24 protein-coding genes and 1 other RNA gene are annotated in these 25,556 nt (G+C 49.9%); 14 read left to right on the forward strand and 11 right to left on the reverse strand.

Annotated features, from left to right (window positions below; genetic code table 11):
• Positions 1-135: 135 nt before the first annotated feature.
• Positions 136-1,413 carry an MFS transporter gene (locus ACQ76X_RS10390; protein WP_438493545.1) on the reverse strand — a complete coding sequence of 426 codons (1,278 nt, stop codon included), beginning with the start codon at positions 1,411-1,413 and terminating at the stop codon, positions 136-138.
• Positions 1,414-1,605: 192 nt separating this feature from the next.
• Here ACQ76X_RS10390 and ACQ76X_RS10395 point away from each other — a divergent pair, with 192 nt between their 5' ends.
• The 4 genes from ACQ76X_RS10395 (at position 1,606) to ACQ76X_RS10410 (ending at position 6,613) form a co-directional block, all read left to right on the forward strand.
• On the forward strand, positions 1,606-2,688 hold the full coding sequence (locus tag ACQ76X_RS10395; RefSeq protein WP_038599341.1) for a tetraprenyl-beta-curcumene synthase family protein: 1,083 nt from the start codon (positions 1,606-1,608) through the stop codon (positions 2,686-2,688).
• Positions 2,689-2,754: 66 nt separating this feature from the next.
• Entirely contained in the window at positions 2,755-3,726 is a 972-nt protein-coding gene (gene pfkA, locus ACQ76X_RS10400) for a 6-phosphofructokinase (RefSeq protein ID WP_341091865.1), read from the forward strand.
• Between the two features lie 128 nt (positions 3,727-3,854).
• Positions 3,855-6,338 (forward strand): CoA-disulfide reductase, encoded by a 2,484-nt coding sequence (locus tag ACQ76X_RS10405; protein WP_438493547.1) that lies wholly within the window; start codon positions 3,855-3,857, stop codon positions 6,336-6,338.
• 14 nt (positions 6,339-6,352) lie between these two features.
• Positions 6,353-6,613, forward strand: a complete 261-nt coding sequence (locus tag ACQ76X_RS10410) for a metal-sensitive transcriptional regulator (protein WP_438493549.1) — start codon at positions 6,353-6,355, stop codon at positions 6,611-6,613.
• A 111-nt stretch (positions 6,614-6,724) separates the two neighbouring features.
• Here ACQ76X_RS10410 and ACQ76X_RS10415 read toward each other — a convergent pair whose 3' ends face one another.
• From ACQ76X_RS10415 to ACQ76X_RS10430, 4 genes are all read right to left on the reverse strand, one after another.
• Positions 6,725-8,092 carry an MATE family efflux transporter gene (locus tag ACQ76X_RS10415; RefSeq protein WP_438493551.1) on the reverse strand — a complete coding sequence of 456 codons (1,368 nt, stop codon included), beginning with the start codon at positions 8,090-8,092 and terminating at the stop codon, positions 6,725-6,727.
• Between the two features lie 137 nt (positions 8,093-8,229).
• On the reverse strand, positions 8,230-9,486 hold the full coding sequence (locus tag ACQ76X_RS10420; RefSeq protein WP_438493553.1) for a putative glycoside hydrolase: 1,257 nt from the start codon (positions 9,484-9,486) through the stop codon (positions 8,230-8,232).
• Positions 9,487-9,724: 238 nt separating this feature from the next.
• Positions 9,725-9,919: a hypothetical protein gene (locus ACQ76X_RS10425; RefSeq protein ID WP_038589654.1), complete on the reverse strand. Its 195-nt coding sequence runs from the start codon at positions 9,917-9,919 to the stop codon at positions 9,725-9,727.
• Between the two features lie 161 nt (positions 9,920-10,080).
• Complete coding sequence (locus tag ACQ76X_RS10430; RefSeq protein WP_038589657.1) at positions 10,081-10,914, reverse strand: YitT family protein; 834 nt, start codon at positions 10,912-10,914, stop codon at positions 10,081-10,083.
• A gap of 317 nt (positions 10,915-11,231) precedes the next feature.
• Here ACQ76X_RS10430 and ACQ76X_RS10435 point away from each other — a divergent pair, with 317 nt between their 5' ends.
• The gene (locus ACQ76X_RS10435) at positions 11,232-12,881 is read left to right on the forward strand and encodes a DEAD/DEAH box helicase (protein ID WP_438493556.1); all 1,650 of its coding nucleotides are present in this window, start codon (positions 11,232-11,234) and stop codon (positions 12,879-12,881) included.
• Between the two features lie 95 nt (positions 12,882-12,976).
• Here the strand turns inward: ACQ76X_RS10435 and ACQ76X_RS10440 are convergent, their stop codons facing one another.
• Complete coding sequence (locus ACQ76X_RS10440) at positions 12,977-13,072, reverse strand: YjcZ family sporulation protein (RefSeq protein WP_438493558.1); 96 nt, start codon at positions 13,070-13,072, stop codon at positions 12,977-12,979.
• 179 nt (positions 13,073-13,251) lie between these two features.
• Here ACQ76X_RS10440 and ACQ76X_RS10445 point away from each other — a divergent pair, with 179 nt between their 5' ends.
• The 3 genes from ACQ76X_RS10445 (at position 13,252) to ACQ76X_RS10455 (ending at position 14,959) form a co-directional block, all read left to right on the forward strand.
• Positions 13,252-14,112 carry a YesL family protein gene (locus ACQ76X_RS10445; RefSeq protein ID WP_438493560.1) on the forward strand — a complete coding sequence of 287 codons (861 nt, stop codon included), beginning with the start codon at positions 13,252-13,254 and terminating at the stop codon, positions 14,110-14,112.
• Between the two features lie 103 nt (positions 14,113-14,215).
• A non-coding RNA gene (ssrS, locus tag ACQ76X_RS10450) (6S RNA) lies at positions 14,216-14,408 on the forward strand.
• Between the two features lie 161 nt (positions 14,409-14,569).
• Entirely contained in the window at positions 14,570-14,959 is a 390-nt protein-coding gene (locus ACQ76X_RS10455) for a DUF1499 domain-containing protein (RefSeq protein ID WP_438493562.1), read from the forward strand.
• Between the two features lie 191 nt (positions 14,960-15,150).
• Here the strand turns inward: ACQ76X_RS10455 and tpx are convergent, their stop codons facing one another.
• Positions 15,151-15,669 carry a thiol peroxidase gene (gene tpx / locus ACQ76X_RS10460; protein ID WP_438493564.1) on the reverse strand — a complete coding sequence of 173 codons (519 nt, stop codon included), beginning with the start codon at positions 15,667-15,669 and terminating at the stop codon, positions 15,151-15,153.
• A 110-nt stretch (positions 15,670-15,779) separates the two neighbouring features.
• Between tpx and ACQ76X_RS10465 the strand changes: the two genes are divergently transcribed.
• Both ACQ76X_RS10465 and ACQ76X_RS10470 read left to right on the forward strand, forming a co-directional pair.
• Positions 15,780-16,406, forward strand: coding sequence for a rhomboid family intramembrane serine protease (locus ACQ76X_RS10465; RefSeq protein ID WP_438493566.1), 627 nt, complete (start codon positions 15,780-15,782; stop codon positions 16,404-16,406).
• 14 nt (positions 16,407-16,420) lie between these two features.
• Entirely contained in the window at positions 16,421-17,335 is a 915-nt protein-coding gene (locus ACQ76X_RS10470; protein WP_038589672.1) for a LysR family transcriptional regulator, read from the forward strand.
• Between the two features lie 50 nt (positions 17,336-17,385).
• On the opposite strand, the gene ACQ76X_RS10475 is transcribed toward ACQ76X_RS10470, so the two are convergent.
• Positions 17,386-18,063, reverse strand: a complete 678-nt coding sequence (locus ACQ76X_RS10475; RefSeq protein WP_379142704.1) for a zinc metallopeptidase — start codon at positions 18,061-18,063, stop codon at positions 17,386-17,388.
• 34 nt (positions 18,064-18,097) lie between these two features.
• Positions 18,098-18,529, reverse strand: a complete 432-nt coding sequence (locus tag ACQ76X_RS10480; RefSeq protein ID WP_076112320.1) for a MerR family transcriptional regulator — start codon at positions 18,527-18,529, stop codon at positions 18,098-18,100.
• A 669-nt stretch (positions 18,530-19,198) separates the two neighbouring features.
• Between ACQ76X_RS10480 and ACQ76X_RS10485 the strand changes: the two genes are divergently transcribed.
• Genes ACQ76X_RS10485 through ACQ76X_RS10495 form a run of 3 tightly spaced genes read left to right on the forward strand, consistent with a single transcriptional unit; the run spans position 19,199 to position 22,449 of the window.
• Positions 19,199-20,593 carry an ammonium transporter gene (locus tag ACQ76X_RS10485; RefSeq protein ID WP_038589677.1) on the forward strand — a complete coding sequence of 465 codons (1,395 nt, stop codon included), beginning with the start codon at positions 19,199-19,201 and terminating at the stop codon, positions 20,591-20,593.
• A 36-nt stretch (positions 20,594-20,629) separates the two neighbouring features.
• A complete protein-coding gene (locus tag ACQ76X_RS10490; RefSeq protein WP_438493871.1) occupies positions 20,630-21,703 on the forward strand; it encodes a DUF294 nucleotidyltransferase-like domain-containing protein in 1,074 nt (357 codons plus the stop codon).
• The gene (locus ACQ76X_RS10495; RefSeq protein ID WP_438493569.1) at positions 21,700-22,449 is read left to right on the forward strand and encodes an exonuclease domain-containing protein; all 750 of its coding nucleotides are present in this window, start codon (positions 21,700-21,702) and stop codon (positions 22,447-22,449) included. Before ACQ76X_RS10490 ends, ACQ76X_RS10495 begins: the two co-directional genes overlap by 4 nt.
• Here the strand turns inward: ACQ76X_RS10495 and ACQ76X_RS10500 are convergent.
• On the reverse strand, positions 22,431-22,907 hold the full coding sequence (locus ACQ76X_RS10500) for a M67 family metallopeptidase (RefSeq protein WP_438493571.1): 477 nt from the start codon (positions 22,905-22,907) through the stop codon (positions 22,431-22,433). The genes ACQ76X_RS10495 and ACQ76X_RS10500 overlap by 19 nt on opposite strands.
• A gap of 163 nt (positions 22,908-23,070) precedes the next feature.
• On the opposite strand from ACQ76X_RS10500, the gene ACQ76X_RS10505 reads away from it, so the two are divergent.
• Positions 23,071-23,634, forward strand: a complete 564-nt coding sequence (locus ACQ76X_RS10505; RefSeq protein WP_438493573.1) for a TlpA family protein disulfide reductase — start codon at positions 23,071-23,073, stop codon at positions 23,632-23,634.
• A 90-nt stretch (positions 23,635-23,724) separates the two neighbouring features.
• Here the strand turns inward: ACQ76X_RS10505 and cimA are convergent, their stop codons facing one another.
• The gene (gene cimA / locus ACQ76X_RS10510; protein ID WP_438493575.1) at positions 23,725-25,344 is read right to left on the reverse strand and encodes a citramalate synthase; all 1,620 of its coding nucleotides are present in this window, start codon (positions 25,342-25,344) and stop codon (positions 23,725-23,727) included.
• Between the last annotated feature and the right edge of the window lie 212 nt (positions 25,345-25,556).

A 25,556-nucleotide genomic window follows, 5' to 3' on the forward strand; every position in this document is an offset into this window, starting at 1 on the left:
GGTGTGCGGGAAATCCGCATGCACGGTTTGACGGGGAGTCCGAGGGAGTAATCCCTCGTCTTACCCTACATTTGTGTTTTTTATTATAGAGAAGAGACCTTGCCGGCCATAGTCTGGGCAGTAAGGTCTCTTGTTTTATTGAGCCGGCGGGAAGGGCGAATCCGGCGGCTGGCTGGCGGCAGGTTTTATTTTACGGTTAAAATAACGTCCTGGGCCTCCTCCAACATCAACGAGATGCTTGCCGAGAAACCCAAGGAAGGCGAGCAGCGAAAAGCCCGTGGCCACCAGGTAAAAAACCTTGCGCCCGGCGTCCTGATAAATCAGGCCTCCGAATGTGCCGCTGAGCAGGCCGGAGGCGCTGGACCACACCACCGTGAAGAGAGCGAGTCCTGTTGCACGCAGATGATCAGGAATGATCCGTGTAATGTACCGGACGGCCGTCACATAAAAAATTCCGAACGAAATGCTGTGCATCGCCTGAATAGCGATAATGGCCCCGGGAACATCGGCCAGCGACATAAGCAGAAAGCGCAAGGCATACATAAGGCTGCCAATCGCGAGCAGCGGCAGCTCTTTGAATCTTTCTCCATATTTGCTGAGCAAAAAGAAGACAGGGATTTCGCTTAGTGCCGAAGCGAGCAGTGCCCAGCCGATGACTTCATCACCGGCATTCATTCCTTTCAGGCTGAGTGTTAGAAAAGCTTCATTCATTCTGTGGCCGAGGGCGAGTACGAATACACAGCCGAAGAACCACAGCACTTCCTTTTGCAGTAAAATATCTTTAAGTCCGCCGCTCTTGACAGGGGGCTCTCCAGAGCTGACACTGCTCTCGGTTGCTTCATCATTCCGCTTGGCATCCTTCAGCCCGAAGGTGATAAGCAGTGCGGCTGCAATAATAACAAGACAGACGGTAATGCTGTAGGAAGGACCCAAGGCCCGCAGAACATAGCCGATGGTGAGCGCGAAGAAGGAATACCCGAGAGAGCCGAACACGCGTATGGCGATGAAGTTGCGTCCGTGGCGCTGCGCAATTTTGATGGCCATAGTGTCTGCAAGCGGAAAAACCGGGTAATAGAAGAAATAGAAAAGGGAAATAATAAGCATAACACTTGTAAAGCCGGTGGCTCTAGCCAGCATTAGTGCAGTTACCAATTGACCTGCCAGGAGGATAGCCATGATCTTTTTGATCGTGCCCAGCCGGTCGCTGACCATGCTCCAGAACAGATTGGAAAGAATGGAGATCAGCGGACCGACAGAATATAGCAGTCCGACCTGAGGGCTGCTGAAGCCCAGATGGGTATAGAATAGCGGGAAATACGAAACTACCAGCACGCTTGTGCCGTAGAGTGTGAACATAAAGGATCGCAGCCAGTTCTGATCGCTGTACCGGCCTCCGGTCCGTCCTGAATACATGAAGTTGCACTCCTCCGGATATCAAATACGGATAGTATAGCATAAAGAAAAGTCAGCATGTTTGTTAAAATTGAGGTATTTCTGAATCTTTCAGCCTTTTGCGAAAGTGATTTTGTTGTTTGTACAAATACGTTGATGATATTATAATAATGATGATTTGGATAAGGAGACAACAATGTGGAGGCACTGTCATTGAGTGAATTTGAGCAAGGCCGTTACCTTAGCCCGCGGGGCCCTATTGGGCTTATGAACAGGGTCTACAAGTACGTGCTGCCGGAAGTGCGGGAATGTCTGGGCTTCTGGCGCCAGGATGCGGAAGGGATTCCCGATCCCGAGCTCCGCAAGCAAGCGCTTGCCAGCATTGAAACGAAGCAGTTTCATTGTGAAGGCGGCGGGATTTATGCCGCCGGTAATTTGTCAATGAGACATATATTGATTCCGTTAATTGTCGCATATCAAACGATCAGTGATTATCTGGACAACTTATGTGATCGCAGTACTTCGCTGGATCCTGCCGATTTCAGGCTGCTGCATCAATCCATGCTGGACGCAATTACCCCCGGTGCAGAGCCTGTTAATTATTATGCGCTGCGCAGCGAGCAGAATGACGGCGGATATTTGTACAGGCTGGTCCGCAAGTGTCAGGAGATGACCGCGCTTTTGCCCGGGTATGCTTCGGCGGTCGCGGAGATTCATGATCTGGCTGTACTGTATACGGATTTGCAGGTTTATAAGCACATAAGCCCCGAACTCAGGGAAGATGCCCTGAAGGAGTGGTGGGCGAAAGAGGGAAAGCGTGCTCCGCATCTTCAATGGAATGAGTTTGCAGCAGCAACAGGTTCCACACTGGGTGTATTTATGCTTTTTCTGGCCTCTTGCGACCCCAAGCTGACTAAATCGGCATCGGTTTCGATTCGTGCTGCGTATTTTCCGCATCTTTGCGGATTGCACATTATGTTGGATTACCTGATCGATCAGGATGAGGACCGGGCCGGCGGTGATCTTAATTTCTGCAATTATTATGACAATTCAGATACTATGCTGAACCGGATCGCTTCCATCGTGGAGTGGGCCCGTAAGGATGTCCGTAATCTTCCCGAGACCTCCATGCACCGCATGGTGATCGAGGGGCTTCTGGCACTTTATTTATCCGATCCGAAAGTCAGCGAACAGCGGGAGGTTCGCACGGTATCGAAGCGTCTGATGAGAAAGAGCCCGCTGACCAGACTGTTCTTTTTTGTGAACAGCCGCTGGATCCGCAAACACATGTATTAGATGTCGTGGAGCGCATTCCCTCAACAAGGGATGTGTACCGCACAATTTTAAGGAGGAACAAACAGGATGACTAATGTTAAAAAAATCGCAGTATTGACCAGTGGAGGAGACTCACAGGGCATGAACGCCGCTGTTCGCGCGGTAGTGCGCAGCGCAATTTTTTACGGGGTTGAAGTGTATGGTATCCAGCGCGGCTATCAGGGTCTGCTGAACCGCGACATTTTCCCGATGGATCTGCGCAGTGTAGGCGATATTATTCAACGTGGAGGTACCATTCTGCAGTCTGCGCGATGTCTTGAATTCGTGAAGCCTGAAGGTCAGCAGAAGGGTGCGGACATCCTGAACGAAATGGGCATCGACGGCCTTGTAGTTATCGGTGGTGACGGCTCTTACAAAGGAGCTAACAAGCTCAGCAAGCTGGGAATTAAGACAATGGCTTTGCCGGGTACGATTGATAATGACATTTCTTTCACGGACTACACGATTGGCTTTGATACAGCAGTAGGGGTAGTTGTAGATGCCATTAACAAGCTTCGTGACACCATGTCCTCGCATGAGCGTTCCTCCATTGTAGAAGTTATGGGACGCCACTGCGGAGATATTGCTCTTCATGCAGGTCTGGCTTCCGGAGCCGAAACCATTCTCGTACCGGAAATGCCTTATGACCTCAACGAGGTGGCTGACCGGATGCGTGACAACTTTGCCAGAGGCAAACGCCACAGTATCGTTATTGTCGCTGAAGGCGTAGGCAAGGGTGAAGACGTTGCACAAGCGTTGAAAGACCGCCATGCTTCACTGGATGCCCGCGTAACGGTTCTGGGTCATATTCAGCGCGGAGGTACTCCGACTCCAGGCGACCGCAACCTGGCAAGCCGTTTGGGTGACTTTGCTGTTCGCAAACTGCTCGAAGGTGAATCGGATAAAGGCTGCGGCATTATTAAAGGCGAGCTGACGCTTACCGATATCGATATTGTGGTGAATACGAAGAAAGATTTCGATACGGAATTGTACGAGCTGGCTTCCCGTCTTTCCCAGTAGAATACAAGAGAGCGGCAAACGCCGCTTCACAAGCCGCCTAGAGATAGGCGGCTTTTTTGTGTTTGACAATATACCCCCACCCGTATATTATATACCCCATGGGGTATAATTATAAGGAGGATAAGAATATGGGTAAAACAATCATTATTATCGGTGGCGTTGCCGGTGGAGCGACAGCTGCCGCGAGGCTGCGGAGACTGAATGAACAGGATGAGATCATCCTGTTTGAACGCGGGGAGCATGTATCGTTTGCCAACTGCGGACTGCCTTATTATATTGGTGAAACTATTGATTCCCGCGATAAGCTATTTCTTCAGACGCCCAAGGGTATCAAGGAACGATTTAACATAGATGTGCGGGTGCTTACTGAAGTAACTGAAATTGTACGCCAGCATAAACTTGTTCATTACCGTGATATACGCACCGGTGAGACGGGAGAGATTCCCTATGACATCCTGATTCTGTCCCCGGGTGCGAGACCCATTGTGCCTGATATCCCGGGTCTCTTAGAGGCCAAGAATGTGTTCACCTTAAGAAATATCCCGGATACGGACCGGATTAAATCTTTTGTTGACAGTTTGCGTCCTAAGCATGCCACTGTTATAGGCGGAGGTTTTATCGGGCTGGAAATGGCGGAGAACCTTCGTGAACGCGGACTTGAGGTGACGATTATTGACCGCGGCGCACAGCTCCTCAATCCGCTGGACCCGGAAATGGCCAAACCTGTGGAAGAGCATCTCCGGATGCACGGCGTGGAAGTAAGGCTGAATGAGGGGGTGGAGGCTTTTGAGCAACAGGGCGGGATGCTGCGCCTTTCTTCTGGAGACGTGATCAGGACCGAGATGATCATTATGGCAATTGGAGTCACTCCAGAGAATGAGCTTGCCCGCCACAGCGGTCTAGAGCTGGGAATCCGCGGCGCGGTTAAGGTCAGTTCTACCCTGCAGACCAGCGATCCCGATATTTATGCCATCGGCGATGCCATTGAGGTCAAGGACCGCAATCATGGATTCGCCACCATGGTTTCTCTGGCATGGGGAGCGAACCGGCAAGGCCGTCTAGCGGCTGATCATATCAATGGTCACGCCATCTCCTATGAAGGAGCTTTGGGAACGGCAATCATTAAGACCTTTAACCTGACCTCAGCGGTTACCGGGAACAACGAGAAGACGCTCGCTGCTCTGGGTGTCCCTTATGAGGCCATTCATATCCACCCCAATTCACATGCGGGTTATTATCCCGGGGCATCCCCAATTGCCATGAAGCTGCTGTTCAATCCCGGTAATGGTGATATATACGGAGCACAGGCCGTGGGGGTAGACGGTGCAGACAAGCGGATTGATGTAATCGCCACTGCCATTCGAGGGAAGCTGAAAGTGAACGAGCTCGCGGATATAGAGCTGGCCTATGCACCGCCATATTCTTCGGCTAAAGACCCCGTCAATATGGCAGGTTATGCCGCTTCCAATGTTGTGGACGGATTAGTCAGCAATCTGCAGTGGCATGAGGTGGATGCTTTCTCCGCCAAGGGCGGACTGATCATTGACGTCAGGGACGAGGTGGAACGGCTGGCAGGTTTCATTCCCGGCTCAGTGAACATTCCCCTATCCGAATTGAGAAACCGGCTTGCCGAGATTCCTGCGGATCAGGAGATCGCGGTATCCTGCCAGGTAGGGCTTAGAGGCTATATTGCTGCAAGAATGCTGAGTCAACATGGATACAGAGTGAAGAATGTCGATGGTGGATACAAAACGTATGCTGTAATGGCAATGAAGGACATCCTGCCGCCAGAGGAGAGCAGCGCAGATACGGCAGCCCATTTACCAACCTCTCCGGATTCTTTAGATGACAGGGCACAAAGCGGCAGCGGGGAGCAGCTGTTGTTGCTGGATGCTTGCGGACTGCAGTGTCCCGGCCCTATACTCAAGGTATATGAGACTGTAAAGTCCATGCAGGAAGGACAGCAGCTGGAGATTGCTGCTACGGATTTCGGTTTTGCCGCAGATATTAAGCATTGGTGCCTCAAGACGCAGAATACGCTGGAATCGGTGGATGTGTCGGAAGGGAAAGTGAAGGCCCTTGTACGTAAAGGGTTAAACAGGGTGACGGGAGAAGCCTTGCCAGCAGTGCCTTCTGAAGCCAAGGAGGGTACGACGATGATCGTGTTCAGCGGTGATCTGGACAAGACGATTGCTTCCTTCATTATTGCCTCCGGTGCGGCAGCGATGGGCAAGCAGGTGACCATGTTCTTTACCTTCTGGGGATTGAATGTTCTGCGTCAGAGAAATGCTTCTCCGGTTAAGAAAAAAGGGTTGGACAAAATGTTCGGAATGATGATGCCTCAAGGTACCACAAAGCTGCCGTTGTCCAGAATGAACATGGGCGGGCTGGGTGCAAGGCTGATACGGCATGCAATGAAACGGAAAAATGTGGACTCTCTAGAACAGCTGATGCAGGGTGCGCTGAATGCCGGCGTAAAGATCATTGCCTGCACGATGAGTATGGACATCATGGGCATCAAACAGGAAGAATTAATGGCTGGTGTTGATTTTGGCGGGGTAGCCAGTTATCTGGGAGCCGCTGAGGATTCGGGTGTGAATTTGTTTATCTAAAGGATGTGGGATGTATGGAATATGATAAAGGCATCAAAAACAGATTGAAGCGTATTGAGGGCCAGGTGCGTGGTGTGCTGGGCATGCTGGAGGAAGGGCAGGATTGCCGGGAGATTGTGACCCAGCTGACGGCAATAAGAACAGCTGTAGACCGCACGGTGGGTGCTGTTATCGGCGCTAATCTGGAGCAATGCATTCAGGATGAGCTGGAGCAGGGCAATTCACCGGATAAAGTGATTAAGGAAGCGGTAGAGATGCTTGTGAAAAGTCGTTAACTCAAAAAAAGGAACAGCTGCGGAAGACCGCGCTGTTCCTTTTTAATTTACTGCGAGAACATCACATTTCTTCGGTATGGTGCCGAAAAAGCTGTGCTGCACTCAAAGCCATTATTGTTCTCCAGCCCCGGTGGCCAAGGCAAACCGCCGCTGGACTTTGACTAGCCGTGTCAGCAGCAGAATGGCTCCAATCGCCAGACCGGTAATCAGTCCAACCCAGTAGCCGTAGGCGCCCATATCGGTATAAGTCGCCAGGACATAGCCTGTAGGCAGGCCGATTACCCAATAGGCGGCGAAGCAAATGATGAATGCCGGGTTTACATCCTTATAGCCCCGCAGCACCCCTTGCGTCGGCGTGGCAATGGCATCGGAGATCTGGAAGAAGATCGCGTAAATCAAAAAGTGCTGAATCAGGGAGATGACCTCGGGTTCGTCGGAATAAAGTCCGGCAACCGAATCGCCGGCGAACAAGAGGACGAGAGCAGTCAGCAGCGACAGCACGGCGGCCGAGGCGATGCCCATAATGCCGTATTGGCGGGCATCCTTCTGCCTGCCGGACCCGTTCTCAAAGCCGACGAGAATCGTCAGGCTCATGCAGATGCTGAGCGGAATCATGTACAGGGTGGAGGCGAAGTTGATCGCCGCCTGATGAGCTGCAATGGTTACTGTGTCGAATCGGCTCATGAGCAGTGTTACTGCCGAGAAAACCGCCGTTTCAAAAAAGATGGAGAATCCGATAGGCACGCCGATCTTAAGCAGCTCTTTGAAGCTGCTCAGTGATATGGCGTAGAACTTGCGGAACAGCTGCAGGCTTTTGAAGGGCTCGGAGCGGTAAATGAAGGTCAGGGCAATTCCGAAGATCACCCAGTAGGTGATAGCCGACGCGACCCCGGCTCCGACTCCCCCAAGGCGTGGGAAACCGAAATTTCCGAAGATAAGCAGATAGTTCAGCCCAACATTGACAGGTAAAGCAATTAGCGTGATGAACATCGAAACTCTTGTCTGCCCTAATGCATCGATACAGCTGCGGACTACCGTATAGCCGAACAGAGGGATGATGCCGAAGGAAATGGCACACAGGAAGCGGAAAGCGATATTCCGTACTTGCGGCTCCAGATTCATAAAATCAAGAACAGGCGACAGAGCGAAACCGCCGATCACAAGGACGAGCAGAGAAACAATCAGTGAGAGCCAGATGCCCTGGGTCACCTGATAAGCGACATCTTTATCCCGGCGGTTGCCTATTAAATTAGACACAATCGGTGTTATACCCATGAGTATGCCGCTAAGCCCGGTTTGAATCGGGATCCATAAGCTGGTGCCGATGGCTACGCCGGCCAGATCATCCGTGCCGAATTTGCCGGACATATTGGTATCAAAGAAAGTAATAGCTGACAACGCAATCTGCGTAACAAGAATAGGAAATAAAATATGCAGGAATTGGCTTGCCTTTTGTTTAAGAGTAGTAGTATGTATCATCGGTTTGTGCCTCGTCATCTGAATTTTATAAAAGTGTGTAACATAATCCTTATATTATCAGTAAAAGACCCGGCAGGGCGCCGGGTCCTTGGCTTATATTTGCTAATTGATTTCATTAAGGATAATTGCTGTAGTCATTATTTCTCGTAATCCACACCCGAAGTGTAACGGTTGTTGGCATTCCAGAGGAGGAATTCATCCACTTTCTCGTCTTTTAAAGCCCGGATCTGGTCTTCCACCTGCGTCTTGCCGTATTTCACATAATGGCCGCTTCCAAGCCAGCTTGCGGTGAAGTCCTGAATCCAGGGGCGGATAATCGGTTTGTAGCTTCCCAGAGGGTCGAGCTTCTTATGTGTATCGACCATAGAACCCTTAATGGTCGCGTAAGGGTCTTTGTCAGGGTCTTTCACATCGAACCATCCTGTTGAATAATGGCTTGGGTATACCATCGGGCTGATGACGTCCACATTCTTCGATATTTTCACGAAATCCTGGCCTATGCCTTCCGCAGCGGGAACTGAAGCGGCGTATCCGAAAATATCAACTGATACCCGTACGCCCAGCGGATTCAGCTCTGCTTTGGCGTATTTAACGAAGTCGCCAATGATTTCTACACGTGGTCTGTCGTTCTTGGTATATTTAAGAGTATCAGCACGTTTCTCGAAGCCTTCCGGGAAACGGACGTAATCGAACTGGATTTCCTTGAAGCCCAATTTGGCGGCTTCCTTGGCGATGTCTACATTGTATTTCCATACATCTTCATTATAGGGATTGACGAAGCTGTCTCCGCCTTTATTGCTCCAGACTGTGCCATTTGTATTTACGAATGACATTTCCGGCTTCTTCTTGGCGAGAACAGAATCCTTAAAGACTACGATCCGGGCAATCGGATATACGTCATGCTCCTTTAGGCGGGTCATCAGCTTGTTGATGTCACCGATGAACGGCTGGGGATGACCCAGCTTCTGAAGTTCCGCATTGTCTGTCTTGTAGGTAATATATCCCGCATCATCCTTAATATCGATGACCATGGAATTTAATTCCGTTTTATCAAGCAGGTTAAGCAGGGACTCCATCCGTGCTCCGCCTGCACTGTAGGCTGTTACATAAATACCTTTAACCTTGGGGGCATCCGGCTGCGGATCGGCAAGAATCGCGCCGTCAGTACCTCCTGCTTCAGTTCCGGGTGAAGCGCTTGTAACCGGAGTAGGGGATGTGGTGCCGCCTGTGGCGTTTGGTGATGCCGATGCTCCGTTTGGATTGCTGCTGTGCTCTGCGACGATGGGGGGATTGGTGGCGGACTGCAATGCAGCCGTCACGTCGGAGTCGTGTCCGCCATGCGGCACGCCAACGCCTCCCAGGGCCATCATCAGTAATGCCCAGGTGATGTTCATTTGCTATTCTCTCCCTTTATGTACATTCCCTTAAAGTATAAAGGAACGGCAGCTGCCAAAAAGAACAGACTTGTAACAATCCCTGTAATTTTTGGCTGTTAAAAATAACCGCTCTTGTTGTTTATAAACGGGATGTACAGATTTTAAACGGTCCTGATAAAAAGTAAATGCCGCCCGGACCCGGCACATAGCCGAACCCCAAGCGGCAACTATGAAGACTTGCTTCGAAACGTCTTACTCACTGAAGATACGCAGAATTCTGATGCTCGCAAATGCTGTAATGGATGATATCCATGGCATCTGCCGGTTCCAGAATACTCAGACCGTCACGCAGAACGATTACGGAATTCAATTCGTTCTGCTTGAGAAACGGCATCATATCAGGATACCACCTCATGACGATTGCTGACAGTTTTACCGTTTCCATTTCCATAAAAATCACCCTTTCCTTTTTCGAATGGTACTGAATTGAATTCAGGGTACACCCGTAAAACGAAGTGCCGGAAAAAAGAGGGGTAAATCCCAATCTTCATGAAATTGTAAGGGTCCTGCGTGAGTATAATATATCACAATTTTAATTTATGCGCATTTCTTTCAATGTGATCTTTTGCGGAATGAACCCATGACTCCAACGGTTTCCACAATGTTCACAAAAGCCTGAGGATCGCTGGTTCTAATGATTCTTTTAAGCTCTGCGAGCTCGTAGCGGGTGGTCACTGTCATTAGCATGTCCCGTTCCACATGAGAATAAGCGCCCTCTGTTTTGATCTTTGTGACCCCGCGTTGCAAGCCCAGAAGCTGCTGAAGCAGTTCGTCTGTCCTTGTGGTTACGATGTAGACAGTCACTTTAACATGACTGATGTGAATCAGGTCGACGACCTTTCCGGTCACATAAATGGAGACCATGGAAGCAAGGGCTAAATTCCAATTGTCGTCAAAATAGGCAGCGGCCAAAATGACGATACCATTCAGCCCTACAAGCACATTCCCGATCGGGAAGTCGCGGTAGCGCGTAATAATGGAGCCGATAATGTCAAAGCCGCCCGTAGATCCTCCAACCCGAAAGGAAATACCGCTGCCGACACCTACCAGCACTCCGCCGAAAACGGAGGCAAGAAGCATATCCGACGCTACAGCTGTCTGCGGTACCAGCGTCATTAGCCAAGTTGTGGCCCCTACGGATAAAATGCTGAGAATAATAAATCTGCGCCCGAGCTGAAACCACCCTGCCACAAGCAGCGGCACATTGAAGAGCAGATATAGCAGACTGATGTTAAGGGGAGTGAAATAACCCACTAACATTGCCACACCGGATACCCCTCCGCTTAACAGCCGATGGGGGATTAAGAACAGATTGAAGCCGCTTGCTATCATCGCCGAACCCAAGATGATGGCAAGGTAATTGCCTAGTTGTCTTAGTCGTAACAAGCAAATTCACCTCTGACGTGTAATGTAAGTAATGAAAGAAAGGAATACACTGGTATTCCTGATCGGGTTTGTGATATAATGTATAGGATATTCTTGAGTAGAACGTTACAATGGTACTTTTGCATTGCTTCGGATGTGAAGCTACAATTGTTCAGGCTAAATAACCAGGCTTGATCATAGGACATTTTTTCGTCCCAATACGCGTAAACCATGCAGAGATTACGGCATGGTTGGACAGCCTATAAATGTGTTTACCGCTACTTAAGAATACAGACAAGCATGTGGAATGTCCACTGTATAGAAGGAGCATGAATAATTTGAAAACATTCGCAGAATTCGGCTTGGAGCCAAAAGTGCTTCAAGCAATCACAGAGCTAGGATTTGAGGAAGCAACACCCATTCAGGAGCAGGCAATCCCGCTCGCGCTGACTGGAGCAGACTTGATCGGCCAGGCACAGACCGGTACCGGCAAAACAGCCGCTTTCGGTATTCCCCTCATCTCCAAAATTGCTCGGGAAGAAGAAAGAATCCTGGCGCTAGTTATGACGCCAACCCGTGAGCTTGCTATTCAGGTTGCTGAGGAAATCGGCAAACTGACCCGCTTCAAGGGTCTGCGTTCACTGGCTATTTACGGCGGACAGGATATCGGCCGTCAAATCCGCGGATTGAAGAAGAAACCACAGATCATTATCGGAACACCTGGACGTCTTCTGGATCACATCAACCGCAAGACGATCCGTCTTGATGACGTGCAGACCATCGTATTGGATGAAGCTGATGAAATGCTGGATATGGGCTTCATGGAAGACATCCAGACGATCCTCAAGCTCGTGCCGGAAGAACGTCAAACCATGTTGTTCTCAGCAACAATGCCTCCTAACATTCAACGTCTCGCCCAACAGTTCCTGAAGAACCCGCAACATGTTTCCGTAATTCCAAAACAAATCAGCGCTCCATTGATTGACCAAGCCTATATCGAAGTTCCTGAGCGCCAGAAGTTTGAAGCACTGAGCCGTCTGATCGACATGGAATCCCCAGATTTGGCAATCGTCTTCGGACGCACCAAACGCCGGGTTGACGAGCTTGCCGAAGGCCTCCAGAAACGCGGATATTCCGCTGACGGATTGCATGGCGACTTGTCCCAGAACCAACGCGATGCGGTTATGCGTAAATTCCGCGACGGCAGCATTGACGTCCTGGTAGCTACTGACGTAGCGGCGCGCGGACTCGACGTTTCCGGTGTAACACATGTTATCAACTTTGACCTTCCGCAAGATCCGGAAAGTTATGTACACCGTATCGGCCGTACAGGCCGCGCAGGTAAAGAAGGAACAGCGTGGTCATTCGTGACTCCGCGTGAAATGGATCACCTGCATCTGATCGAGCGTGTAACCCGTCACCGGATTACCCGCAAACCGCTGCCAACAATGGCTGAGGCAATTGAAGGCAAACAGCGCATCACTGCAGAACGTCTGCTGGCAATGGTTGAAGAAGGCAGCGAGCTGAACGAATACAAAGGCATCGCGATTCAATTGCTGGAGCAATATGATTCCGTACAACTGCTCTCAGCAGCAATGAAATTGCTTACCGGCGACAACAAGGACACACAGGTTGAGTTGACACCTGAAGATCCGATCCGCGCAAAACGCCGCGGCGGCAAGAATGACATCCGCAGCGGCCGCAAGCCTAATGGCGGCTACGGCGGCAACCGCACTGGATCGAGCACAGGCGGTGGCTATAAGGGCAACCGTGATAGCGGCAGCAGCTATGGCGGCGGATATAAAGGCAACCGCGATAGTAGCAGCGGCAGCGCCACAACCCGTGGTGGTTACAGCAGCGGCTACGGCAGCAACAGCAGCAGCGGCGGTTACAAAGGCAACCGCGACAGCAGTGCCGACCGCAAACCATCGGCGCGTCCAAGCAGCACAAGTACTCGTCCGGCTAAACGCGAAGATTACGACATTTAAGCAGCACCGACAATAATGGAAGAAGACGAGTACCGGTTACGGTTCTCGTCTTCTTTTTGTACAATTGAACAAAATTAGGCTTTGTGTTTCATGCCTTAGATAATAAAAGTACGGGTGATAATAACGAGCAGGATGAACAGAACGAGGATAGTGCCTGTGGAAGTCCAGACGCCGCCAACTGGTGAGGACATAGGTAAAACCTCCTTTGAATTAAGGTGATTGTAATGGTTACGTTCCTAATATATGGACGGATCGCCGGGCTTGTATAGACCATAACCCAGAATCTTAAGAATGGGCGCTGGAAAAGTCCGGGTCAAATAAGGTATAGTTAAGATACGCAGTATGCGCGAGACAGACAGGAGGAAGGGAATTGGAGTTTAAAGGAGCAATGGGCGGTCTATACCGCGTCACGGAATGGATTTCACGTATCGCCTTCAGTAACATTTTGTGGGCAATCTGTTCGGTTCCGTTTCTGTTCATGGGAGTAATGAAGATGATTATGTGGGGATCGGGTGCAGGCGGCCCGAATGAACAGATCACACTGAACTGGGCGATGGGCATTTTGGCACCGTTTACGGTGTTCCCGGCAACAGCGGCACTATTTACGGTTGTACGCAAATGGGTTATGGGCAATAGCGATGTTAGCACATTCCGCACTTTTTTCCAGGGGTACAAAGAAAATTATTTCAAGAGTATGCTTGGGGGAGTAATCTACACAGTGCTGTTTGTTGTGATGTACGTAGATGTGACCGTATACATGACGCAAATGGCGAATTTCAGAATCGTCGGGATTTTAATGCTGGTGCTGATGATTATTTTGTTCGTCTCCATGTTTAATTTCTTCTCGATTGTGGTTCATTATCAAATGACCTTCAAAGAAGTGGTGACCAACTCTGTTCTGTTGACAATCGCCCGGCCGATCCGCGTATTCTCCACGCTTATTGGTGCAGCGGTTCTTGTCTATATAGGTCTGAAGTATCCGGTGCTTTACGCCCTGTGTATTCCTACACTGATTGCCTTTTTCGCCTTCTTTAACTTTTACGCTACATACAACAAGCTGCAACTGCAGGTGGAGAAGAAGAAGCAACAGGAACTGGAAGCCCAGGAAGCCCAGGAGGCTGCAGAAAGAGAAGCCGCGGAATTGCTTGAGGCAGATGGTGACGATTACGATGAAGATGATGACGACGATGATGACGAGTACGATACAGATAAAGATAAAAAACGGATCTAACATTAATTACACATAAGCCGCGAAATTAGGCGAGAAATTTATTCCAGTGTAAATTAAAGCGCATACAGGTTTACTTTTTCGTCAAAACGCAATATAATAGTAACAAATCCTGCGATGTACGTTTACGGTTGCTCGTTGTTTTGAACCAATGATAATGTCTTGGGAGATCTATACGAAGCGCGGCTGAAAGGCCCTGTCTATACGACTCGGGGAATTCAAAAACGACTTCTGCGGTCACCCACCTGCTATAGCAGGTTCAGAAGACACTGTAGCCGGACGGCATAGGCGGGTTTTCTACTGTTTTTGACAAGGTGCCCTGTTTCCCGCTTACCCGCGGGGATGGGGTACCTTTTTGTTTATAGTGAACAAGGTGAAAGTGAGCAATGCCCTTTTGTTCCTGGGATAAGAGTGTTACACTTAGACTAATGAACTTGGGATTTGAAGAGGGGGAAGAATTTTGTCGTTGAAAAGAACTTTGGTCGGTTTATTTCGCAGTCATGACGGAACAAGCGACCGTGCAAAAGATCCGACATTAAAGACGCGTTACTACACTCTTTCTAGAGATAAGGCGTGGGAAGAAGTATCCTCAACGCTGAAGAAGGTTCCTGGCTTCAAAGTGCTTCATGAAGTGCAATCTGTAGGAGAGATTACGCTTGAGAAGAGAACGGCATTCGGGCGTACGCTGGATATTACCGTTTCGGTGCTGAGTACCTCACCGGTGCGTTGCGGCGTAGATATGTACTCGGCATCCAGAGGTTCGCTTGGCGACCTGGGCGCCAACTATCGAGTAATTCAACGTCTGTACCAGTCTCTTGATAAGAAGCTGGGCAAATACAAGACAGAATAAAGGCAAGCTGCACTTTTCTGTTCAGAGATTGTATACGGTTTCGTGAAGTATGAAGATGCAGCCTGTCATTAAACAATAAGCCTACCCATAAGCAAAAAGCGGGAGAAGGATGACCTTCTGCCGCTTTTTTTAAAAAAATAAGAACTTATAGACTTTCATGTACTACGAATGAAATTCAATTCGGCTGCAGGCTACAGCAGTTCCTTTACAGCTACAATAGCGGCCTCGTAATTGGGATGCTCGGACATTTCGCCGAGGTACTCCACATAAGCCAAAGTATCGTTTTTGTCGATTACGAAGATGGAACGCATGTCCAGACGGAATTCTTTAATCAGGACGCCGTAGGCTTGTCCAAAGGCTGCTTCCTTGTGATCAGACAGTGTGATGACCCGGTCAATGCCGGCTGCGCCGCACCAGCGGGCTTGGGCGAACGGAAGATCCATACTGATGGTGAGAATAACGACATCATCGCCGAGCTCTGCGGCCTCGCTGTTGAAGCGGCGGGTCTGCGCATCGCATACACCGGTATCCAGAGAAGGCACCACGCTGATCAGCTTGATTTTGCCGGCGTAATCACTGAGGGAAGTATCTTCCAGCAGATTCTTGCTCACTGTGAACTGTGGTGCGGAATCTCCGGCTTTGAGCTGCGGACCCACCAGTGTGATGGGGTTGCCTTTAAATGCGGCCACGCCTGTTCTTTCTTGCGTCATATCCTTGGTTCCTCCTTGAATTGCAATATTGGATTCTTACTGCCACAATAAATTATAATCTTTTTAGAAGCTGGATGTCCAACCGACAACTTACATAAAGGGTGGGTGTTATGATATTCATACGATATGAAAAGTGGAGAAGCTATCTCCGGTATTATCCGGTAACCTGTTTGCTTATTTTGGCGAATGTGATTATGTTTATTGTTCTGACGTTAAACGGCGGCTCGACAAATATCCAGACACTGATTGATTACGGGGGAACTGTTAATGTCAGCCCGCTGAAAGAGGAATTGTGGCGTTATGCGACAGCGATGTTTCTGCACAATGGCTTTGCCCATCTGTTCTTTAACTGTTTTGCGTTATTGGTGTTTGCTCCGCCTTTGGAACGGCTGATGGGCTGGTGGCGCTACGCGCTGCTCTATCTGGCAGGAGGTTTCCTTGCCAATCTTCTGGGAGTCGCGGTCAGCAGCCGTTCTGTGGTGGATTACGGTACGGTTTCAGTAGGGGCTTCAGGAGCGATCTACGCCATATACGGCGCATTTCTCTATATTGCGCTGCTGCAGAGAGCGATGATGGATGAGAGCTCACGTAAGACGTTGTACGGGCTTTTGGTGATGGGGATTATTATGTCCTTCGCCACACCTCATGTGGACTATACAGCCCATATTGGCGGCCTCGTGGCCGGGTTCTTTCTTTATGGACTTATGATACGGGTATTCAAAAAAAGCCGAAGGTAGGAGGTGTTGGATTCGTGGAGCTTAGACAGCTGCAATATTTTTTGAAGGTAGCGCAAAAAGAGCATGTTACCCGAGCGGCAGAGGAGCTGCATGTGGCGCAATCTGCGGTTAGCCGCCAGATTCATCAGCTGGAGCAGGAGCTTGGAGTGGACTTATTCATGCAAAAGGGGCGCAATCTGCAGCTCACCCCGGTGGGGCAGCTTTTTTGCAAACGGGTAGAGTCGGTGCTGAAGGAATTAGAGCGCTCGGTAGCTGAGGTGCATGAATTTCTGGACCCGGAGCTTGGAGAGATCCGCATCGGATTTCCGCATAGCCTGGGTACGCATCTTATACCTTCCATTGTGGCGGAGTTTCGCCGGCATTATCCTCAGGTTAAGTTTCGTTTCAAGCAGGGGTCTTTTCCGTCTTTGATTAAAGACGTACTGTCCGGTGAAGTGGATCTGGCTTTTATTTCTCCCTTCCCCGAAAATGACGGTCATGTGGCCGGAGATATTGTAATGACAGAGGAGCTGTTCGCGATCCTTCCGCAGAATCATCCGCTTGCCGGAGAGAAGGTAATCCGGCTTGAACAGCTGCGGGAAGAAAAGTTCGTCTTGTTCAGCCAGGGATATTCACTGAGACCGATCGTATGGCAAGCCTGCCTGCAGGCGGGGTTCAAGCCGCAGATTGCTTTTGAGGGCGGAGAGACTGATACCATACGAGGTTTGGTTGCCGCTGGCATGGGAGTGAGCCTGCTGCCGGAAACGGCATTGTATCAGACTAATCCTATGCAGCCGGCTCAAGTGAGGGTGATAGATCCCGTTGTGACCAGAACGGTGGGAATCATTCACCGCAGTGAGGGTAAGCTGCCGCTGGTAGCCCGCTCCTTCCGCACTTTCCTGTTGACATATTTCAAAGATAGAAATAACAATACCCCGGTCGGCTCGTAGCCTCCCGGGGTATTTGCTCTGTATATCGACAGAGGGTTAACTAGATTAGCTTAATCACGATTTCCCAAGAACATCATGATCAGACGCAGCAGTTCAAGCAGGGAGACCAGGGCAGCAGCGACATAAGTTAAGGCAGCTGCATTCAGGACCTTGGCTACGCCACGCTCTTCCTCGTTGCGGATGTAGCCTTGCTCAACCATAACCTGGCGGGCCCGGCTACTGGCGTTGAATTCAACCGGCAATGTAACAAGCTGAAAGGCTACTGCAGCCGAGAAGAAGATAATACCCAGACCAATAAGATTCAATGAACTGAAAATAAATCCTGCCAACAGCATGAAGGGGGCTACGCCGGAAGCGAAATTGACAACCGGGAACATCCGGTGGCGCAGGGTGAGCATTGGATAATGTTCTTTATGCTGAATGGCATGGCCGATCTCGTGACATGCGACAGAGACAGCGGCGATGGAGCTTTCATAATATACAGGCTCCGACAGGCGCACCACTCGGTGGACGGGATCATAATGGTCGGAAAGGGTGCCGCGCACAGGTTCGATCGGTACATCATAAAGGCCATTGGCATCAAGCATGCGCCGTGCGGCTTCATAACCTGTCAAACCGTTCATGTTGGCAACCTTGGACCATTTATTAAAGTTGCCTTTAACTCTGAACTGAGCCCACAACGAGAATAGAAAAGCGATAATAACTAAGAGATACATCAAAGGCATCATATAACATTCCTCCACTATGGTGTAAAAATACTATTTACATTGGCGGCCCCTGCAAGAGCAGGAGCCGGATCGCCTCCATGCACGCAACGCCCTGCGGAAGCAGTGCGGCCAGCGCTCGTTTGGCTTGGACCGGTTTCAGTCCGCTGATCATCGGTTCCAGTGCCTTCACTTCGCGCTCAAGCCGCTGCATCTGCAGTTCCAGCTCCACGAGTTTATCCGAAACATCGGTTTCTGGTGCGGCTGAATTCCACTTGCTCATCATGGTTTTGATTTCTTCCAATGTATATTTCTCATGCTTTAACTGATTGATACGTTCCAGAGCGATTAAAGTTTCATGGCTGTACAGCCGATAATTCTTCATGCTTCTGGTTTCTGGTACAATGAGTCCCAGCTTCGTATAATAATCGATTGTACGTTCACTGATGCTTGCAGCTTTGGCCAGTTCGCCAATCCGGTACAGGGTCATATCCCCATGTTCTTCTCACCTCGCTAACAGAATCCGGCCGGTTTGATCCGGCGCTCTTCTTACTATATTTATACTTATAATGATATCAAATGATAAACCGTACAGTCAAACGTGACACTTACTTTAAGTATATGCAGGATTAAAGCCAAAGATACCTTTGGAAAAGCAGGTCTTCCTTCTATAAGATTGTACACCGAATGGACCTTACGAACTGCGGTATATTCACAAGGCTGGATGGGTTTCTGTAATTATGTTATATTATGTGTCATGTTTTTTGAATTGACGGAAGAGCGCGCTGCTTCTTTTGCTCATGAAAAGAAAGGGATTCGGCAAAATAAGCACCATTCACTTGATATATGTTCAGAATACTTAACATACAATACAGCATCTTAGATAATTTACATTAATGAAAATACATATTCATACATGGAGAAGTCCGCTTTTGCTGTATGCGTTTGCATAAATAAGGTTTGCTGATCGGCTGGAAACCTGTGATTTAACAGCGAAAATGCGTAGCTACAGGCAAATAGTGAAGAAATCATGTGCCTCAAGAAATAAATCGCAACATTCATAAAAATAGTCTTGTCAATTTACCTGACTTCTGATTATAATGACATTAAGAGTTTCACGCTTTGTTAGAAAATATAACATTGGGGAGTGGGGTAAAGAATGAAAAAAAAGATGATAATGATGTTTCTGGCCATGATTACACTGATGGTCTACCCGGTCAGCGCATTTGCCGCTGAAGGTCCGGCAGCACCGGATCTCCAAATAGGATTGGATACGGCGTTTACTTTCCTGGCATTTATTCTTGTATTCTTTATGCAAGCGGGGTTTGCGATGCTTGAAGCCGGTTCGGTCCGGATGAAGAATGCGGGCCACGTAGCTGGTAAGACCGTATTGACACTCGCAATTGCCAGCTTGTGTTTCTGGGCACTGGGTTTTGGCCTGGGCTTCGGTAACGGCAACGGGTTCTTCGGAACTACAGGCTTCTTCTATGGTGGTGAAACACAAGCAGCATCATTCGATTCCCTGGCATTCTCAGATGTAACCTTAAACGTTAAATTCCTCTTCCAAATGGCTTTTGCCGCAGTTTCTCTGGCCATCGTATCCGGTGGTATGGCGGAACGCGCTAAGCTTAGTGTATACATTATCTTCGGAATTCTGTTCTCTGTAGTTATCTACCCTGTCGTAGCTCACTGGGTATGGGGCGGCGGCTGGTTGGCTGAACTGGGTATGCAGGACTATGCAGGTTCAACGGTTGTCCATCTTACAGGTGCAACGGCGGCTGTAGTCGCGACAATCTTGCTGAAACCCCGTCTTGGCAAGTTCAACAAAGAAGGCAAGCCGGTTATTATTCCGGGACATAACCAAGTATTCACAGTACTCGGTGTTATCATCCTCTGGTTCGGCTGGTTCGGATTTAACCCTGGTAGCGCGTTGTCTCCAATGGGCGGATTCTTCGGCCACGTAGCATTGACAACTAACCTGGCAGCTGCGGCTGGCGGTCTGGCTGCACTGATCGCTTCTTGGCTCTACTTCGGCAAGTCGGATATCCCGGCAATGCTGAACGGTGTTCTGGCTGCACTGGTTGCAATCACAGGCGCTTGCGCATTCGTAGTGCCTTGGGCAGCAATTCTTATCGGGTTTGTAGCGGGAGCATTCACTTTCATGACTTCACAATGGCTGGAACGTGCCGGCCTTGATGATCCAATCTATGCCTTCTCTGTACATGGTATCGCTGGGATGTGGGGAGCGGTGTCCACCGGGTTGTTCGCAACACCTGATCTGATCGCGGAAGGCGCGCTTGTTGGTAAACCCGGATTGTTCTACGGCGGCGGATTCCACCAGCTCGGCGTACAGGTGCTGGGTGTGGCAGGTACCTTTGTCTTCGTAGCAGTTCTGTCCTTCATCATTCTCTACGTAATTAAGTTGGCTATCGGCCTGCGTGTTACCGAAGAGGAAGAATTGATGGGCCTTGATATCAGTGAACATGGTACTTACGGTTATCCTGAACAAATGAAACTGATTGCAGAATCGGAATCCAAGACCCTTAAAAATTAACTACTTCATAGATGGGGGGCGGACCGAGTGGCTTCGATGGAGTCAGCAGAGTGGAATGAAGATAAAAATTACTTGTCCATCGCAACGGCCGGTTCGCCGCAGGAGCTTAAGGCAAGGCGCACGGCCTGTCAAACCGTACTTCTGGCACAGTTAAACGTTGTTCCAATCGAGGAATGGATGACCCGTGTCAATGCAATGCATGACAGTATTGCGAAGGCGGCAGTAATCATATGTGAGGCGCAGATGAAAGAGGCGGGCTACGGCCCGCCTCCCTGCGCCTATTCCTTTATTGTGTTTGGCAGCGCAGGCAGGCAGGAAGCTACGCTCTGGAGTGATCAGGATAACGGCCTGATTGTGGAAGGGGAACCGGATGGGCTCAAGAAGAGTTATTTCCGAGCCTTTGGTGCGATGTTGTCGGATTTATTTGAACAAGTGGGTTATGAGAAATGCAGCGGCAAGGTGATGTGCTCCGAGCCGCTCTGGTGCAAGACACTGACGGAATGGAAAGAACAGCTGCAGAGCTGGATGAACCAGCTGGAATGGGAGCCGATCCGTTATCTGATTATTTCCTCCGATATGCGCCATGTAGCCGGGAACGCGGAGTTATCCGCGGAGTGGCGGGAAGCTTTTCATGCGGGATTTATCGGCAACGAGAAGCTGTCCACGGCGGTATTGCGCAATACGGTCCGCCACAAGGCGACACTAAATCTTCTTGGACAGGTACTGACGGAACGGTTCGGCGATTATGCCGGAGGATTTGATGTTAAATATGGTGTTTATATTCCGCTCGTGAATATTGTTAGACATTTGTCTTTATTTGAGGGAGTCTGGGACAGCTCCACGCTGAAGAGGCTGGAAGTATTGGGGGCGCTTGACAAGTACCAGCACCTTGAAGATATCCGCCGGGCATTTTTGACCGCGCTGCGGATGCGTGCGAACACTCCCTACAGTGTAAACGACGGCTTGTTGTCCAGCAGTGATTATATTGCTGAAAGTGATCTGAAGAATAAGCAGCTCATGTCCGAGCTGCGGGAAAGTCTGCTGCTCGTCAGGCGCCTGCACAGGGCACTGCAGCGTCAGCTCCGGTCAGCGGAAAGGGGACAGTCATGAAGGAGCCGAACAAAGGCGGCGGATTCTGGAACAACCTGAGACAAGGCGGAATGCCATCCGCCATCGCGTCGATGAGAGGCGGGGAATCGGCACAGCAAACGGCGCAGCAAATGGCCTTTATCCGTTCCCTGATGCGCGAGAAAAGGCGTCCTGAAGTGCTGCATACCCCTCTCTCTGAACTTGAGACCGTTATTTTTGACCTGGAAACGACAGGTTTCTCCCACCAGCATGGGGATGAGATTATGTCATTTGGTGCGATTCGTGTAGTAGGGGAGGAAATAAAAGAAGACGAATGCTTTTATACACTGGTAAACTGCCAGACAGCGATACCGGATAATATTACCAAGCTTACGGGGATTTCCAAAGAGATGACATCCGCTGCACCGTCGTTAATGGACGGGCTGCATAATTTCATGTCCTTTGTGGGCCAGCGGGTGCTGGTGGCGCACGGAAGTGCGCATGACAAGTCTTTTCTGAATGCTGCATTATGGAAAACCTCCAAAGTGCAGCTTACCCACAGAGTGCTGGATACGATGATGCTGGCCCGCTGGCTTGAGCCGCACCGCAGCAATTATACGCTGGATGAACTTCTTGCCGTACACGAAATTCCGATCCAAGGGCGGCATCATGCGCTGGAGGATGCCAAAATGACGGCGCGGCTATGGGTGTCTTATCTGAATGAGATCTCCCAGAAGCGGCAGGTTGATACCTTGGGAGATCTGTATGCTTATTTAAGCAGAGCATAGAGCGGAGCATGCAGCAGCCGGTAACCCGCTGTTCCGCTTGAATCAGGCAGCCGGTCGATATGAAAGCCCCTCAACATTATTTCCTCATTATTGTCCGTACCGGGAGAACCGATCAGGTATACCTTGAATTCGGGACCCAGTGCGCTTAGTCCCTCGATGTCGGAGGGAGAAGGCCAGGGGGCAGAATGGGGATGGGAGTGGAACAAACCGACAGGGGCGGGTTCGTTATAGAGTGCCTTTACCCATTCGCGGGGATCGGGAACGAAGGCATGCAGCGGGTCAGGCGCTACGTTGCTCATGGGGACATAGTCCTTGATGTGCATGCCGCCCGCTGCGGCAGCACCCAGCAGTACGCCGCAAGCTTCATGCGGATAACAGGTCAGCAAATGCTTCCCCAGCATGAGCTGTACGGAGCTATCCAGTCTGATGGGCTGGGTTTTTCCCTGGTATGCTGTCATATATTCACCCCTCTCTCTTCATAGGATTTCGTCTCTGACGGAATCCTCTTTTTTTGTTACGGAAGAAGCTAATTTTACTTGGATGTAAAGGATGGTTTGAAACTGCACATATTGGGGGTACAATAGGAGAAAACCATCCCATTTGCAAAGGAACGGTCTTCCCATGAGAGCTGTGAATAAACGAAATGTAACTGTTGTGGCCTTGATTGTGATATTGGCCGTTCTCGTAATTGCGCATGAATTCAGGGCTGAGCCCGAGTCAGTACCAGTAGTGCAGCAATCGACCAAGCTGGAAAGCGGTGCAGGTGCTGGCTTGTTGGCTCCATCTTTCACTTTGCAGGGAAACGACAGCACTGTTTATGACGTAGGAGGACCTCGGGAGAAGGCGCTGATGCTTAATTTCTGGGCTTCCTGGTGTGAACCGTGTCAGCTGGAGGCTCCAGAGCTGAATGCAATGGCTGTTAAATATAAGAATGTTCTTGATATTTATGGAATCAATGTGACCAGCCAGGATTATAAGCCCAACGCCGAACGTTTCATCAAAAAATATATGCTGTCCTTTCCGGTCATGTTTGATCTAAAGGGCAAGGTGTTTGATGAATATAACGGTGCGGTGTTTCCTACCAATGTATTGATTGACAAGAATGGGGTGATCTCCGAGATTATTCTCGGCGTCTTGACTCCCGAAGAGCTGGAGAAAAAAATCATCACACTAACCGGCTCTTAAAGAAACGGCAACTATTAAAGCCCCCATGCGGAACGGGTGTTTTCCCGGCTGCAGGGGGGCTTTGTCTGAGGCATTTGTGAGGCCGAATCTTTAATGGTTGACTAAGCCTCTAGGCTCACTGCTGGACTTTTTGTCGTTTTCGCGTGAGATTTGTCCCAAAAGGGCATAGCGCATACTGTCGACCAATGCTTCCCAGCTGGCCTCAATGACATTGCTGGATACTCCAACCGTACTCCAGGTATTAGTATAATTTCTGGATTCGATCAGAACCCGTACTTTCGCAGCGGTCTGATCCTGTTCATCCAGCACGCGAACCTTATAGTCGGAGAGATGCATCTCATCCAATTGTGGGAAGTAGGGCAGCAGCGCCTTGCGCAGGGCGTTGTCCAGCGCGTTGACCGGACCGTTGCCTTCTGCAGCGGTATACAGGTTCTCTCCTCCGGCCTTCAGCTTGACGAAGGCCTCGGAAACGACCGGACTGCCGGCTGTCTTCTCTACAAGCATTTTGAAGGATTCAAAAGTGAACAGCTCGTTCATCTCGCCGGTGGCTTCACGCAGCAGCAGCTCTAGTGAGGCGTCGGCGCCTTCGAACTGGTATCCCTGATGCTCCAGGTTCTTGATCTTGTCAATCACCTTGCGGGCCTGCTCGCTGCTTGGGTCAAGACTGAGGCCCATATCCTGGGCTTTGGACAGAACATTGCTCTGGCCAGCCAGCTCAGAGACCAGCACGCGCTGTTTGTTGCCCACCAGTTCAGGAGCAATATGCTCATAGGTACGCGAGTCGCGCATAATCGCTGAGACGTGAATGCCGCCTTTATGGGCAAATGCGGCCGTTCCAACATAAGGCTGATTAACCGGCATATTCACATTGGCGACTTCGCTCACGAAGCGTGCGGTGTTGGTCAGCTGGGGGAGGGAATCCCCCGGAATACAGTGATAGCCCATCTTAAGCTGCAGAGTGGGAATGATAGAGCACAGGTTGGCATTGCCGCAGCGCTCACCATAACCGTTGATTGTGCCTTGCACCTGCCGGGCACCTGCGCCAATGGCACTGAGCGTATTGGCGACCGCAAGCTCACAATCATTATGGGTATGGATACCCAGCGAAGCGCCCGGAAGGATCCCGGCCATACCGGATACAATGTCTTGAATCTCATTCGGGAGTGTGCCGCCGTTTGTATCGCACATGACCAGCCAGTCTGCACCGACTTCCCGTGCTTTAGCCAGGACGGCAGCTGCATACTCCGGATTGTTCTTATAGCCGTCGAAGAAATGCTCAGCATCGAAGATCACTTCGAGGCCTTTGCGTTTCAGATAAGCGATGGAGTCGCCGATCATCGCCAGATTCTCTTCTAATGTAGTTTGTAGGGCAGTATGCACATGGAAATCCCATGATTTCCCGACCAGAGTAGCCGCCGGTACGCCGGCATCAATCATTCTTTGGAGATTGTCGTCGTTCTCAGCTACAGAGTTCTTGCGGCGGGTACTGCCGAATGCGGTGATTTTGGCATTTAAATGAAATTCCTTGACCCTTTTGAAAAATTCGATATCCTTATTGTTGCTTCCCGGGATGCCACCTTCAATGTAGTGCACACCCAGATCATCGAGTTTTCTGGCAATCTTCAGCTTATCATCCGCCGACAGGCTGATGCCTTCGCCTTGGGTGCCGTCGCGTAGTGTCGTATCGAAGATGGAGATGGACTTAGACATGGGAGTCCTCCTAAAAGTTTTGTGAGAATGGCTTCCTGGATTTACTCCGTACAGAATTTACTTCGGAAGCATCCGCTTAAGGGAAATGAATTTTTATATTATAGCATTTTTACGCGGGAATGTAACAAAGAACTTTACAGCGCATCTGCTTTTGTTGACCTTCCGGCAGTTGAAGAGGTATGCTAAATCCGACAATGGAAACCCTGAAGATA

It is taken from the genome of Paenibacillus sp. IHBB 3054, from assembly GCF_051594305.1.
In the GTDB taxonomy this organism is placed as follows: domain Bacteria; phylum Bacillota; class Bacilli; order Paenibacillales; family Paenibacillaceae; genus Paenibacillus_AQ.

Excerpts from the sequence above, each read along its gene's own strand:
- ACQ76X_RS10390 (WP_438493545.1), bottom strand. The coding sequence starts at position 1,413 with ATGTATTCAGGACGGACCGGAGGCCGGTACAGCGATCAGAACTGGCTG.
- pfkA (WP_341091865.1), top strand. The coding sequence starts at position 2,755 with ATGACTAATGTTAAAAAAATCGCAGTATTGACCAGTGGAGGAGACTCA.
- ACQ76X_RS10405 (WP_438493547.1), top strand. The coding sequence starts at position 3,855 with ATGGGTAAAACAATCATTATTATCGGTGGCGTTGCCGGTGGAGCGACA.
- ACQ76X_RS10410 (WP_438493549.1), top strand. The coding sequence starts at position 6,353 with ATGGAATATGATAAAGGCATCAAAAACAGATTGAAGCGTATTGAGGGC.
- ACQ76X_RS10415 (WP_438493551.1), bottom strand. The coding sequence starts at position 8,092 with ATGATACATACTACTACTCTTAAACAAAAGGCAAGCCAATTCCTGCAT.
- ACQ76X_RS10420 (WP_438493553.1), bottom strand. The coding sequence starts at position 9,486 with ATGAACATCACCTGGGCATTACTGATGATGGCCCTGGGAGGCGTTGGC.
- ACQ76X_RS10425 (WP_038589654.1), bottom strand. The coding sequence starts at position 9,919 with ATGGAAATGGAAACGGTAAAACTGTCAGCAATCGTCATGAGGTGGTAT.
- ACQ76X_RS10440 (WP_438493558.1), bottom strand. The coding sequence starts at position 13,072 with ATGTCCTCACCAGTTGGCGGCGTCTGGACTTCCACAGGCACTATCCTC.
- tpx (WP_438493564.1), bottom strand. The coding sequence starts at position 15,669 with ATGACGCAAGAAAGAACAGGCGTGGCCGCATTTAAAGGCAACCCCATC.
- ACQ76X_RS10465 (WP_438493566.1), top strand. The coding sequence starts at position 15,780 with ATGATATTCATACGATATGAAAAGTGGAGAAGCTATCTCCGGTATTAT.
- ACQ76X_RS10475 (WP_379142704.1), bottom strand. The coding sequence starts at position 18,063 with ATGATGCCTTTGATGTATCTCTTAGTTATTATCGCTTTTCTATTCTCG.
- ACQ76X_RS10480 (WP_076112320.1), bottom strand. The coding sequence starts at position 18,529 with ATGACCCTGTACCGGATTGGCGAACTGGCCAAAGCTGCAAGCATCAGT.
- ACQ76X_RS10485 (WP_038589677.1), top strand. The coding sequence starts at position 19,199 with ATGAAAAAAAAGATGATAATGATGTTTCTGGCCATGATTACACTGATG.
- ACQ76X_RS10490 (WP_438493871.1), top strand. The coding sequence starts at position 20,630 with ATGGAGTCAGCAGAGTGGAATGAAGATAAAAATTACTTGTCCATCGCA.
- ACQ76X_RS10495 (WP_438493569.1), top strand. The coding sequence starts at position 21,700 with ATGAAGGAGCCGAACAAAGGCGGCGGATTCTGGAACAACCTGAGACAA.
- ACQ76X_RS10500 (WP_438493571.1), bottom strand. The coding sequence starts at position 22,907 with ATGACAGCATACCAGGGAAAAACCCAGCCCATCAGACTGGATAGCTCC.
- ACQ76X_RS10505 (WP_438493573.1), top strand. The coding sequence starts at position 23,071 with ATGAGAGCTGTGAATAAACGAAATGTAACTGTTGTGGCCTTGATTGTG.
- cimA (WP_438493575.1), bottom strand. The coding sequence starts at position 25,344 with ATGTCTAAGTCCATCTCCATCTTCGATACGACACTACGCGACGGCACC.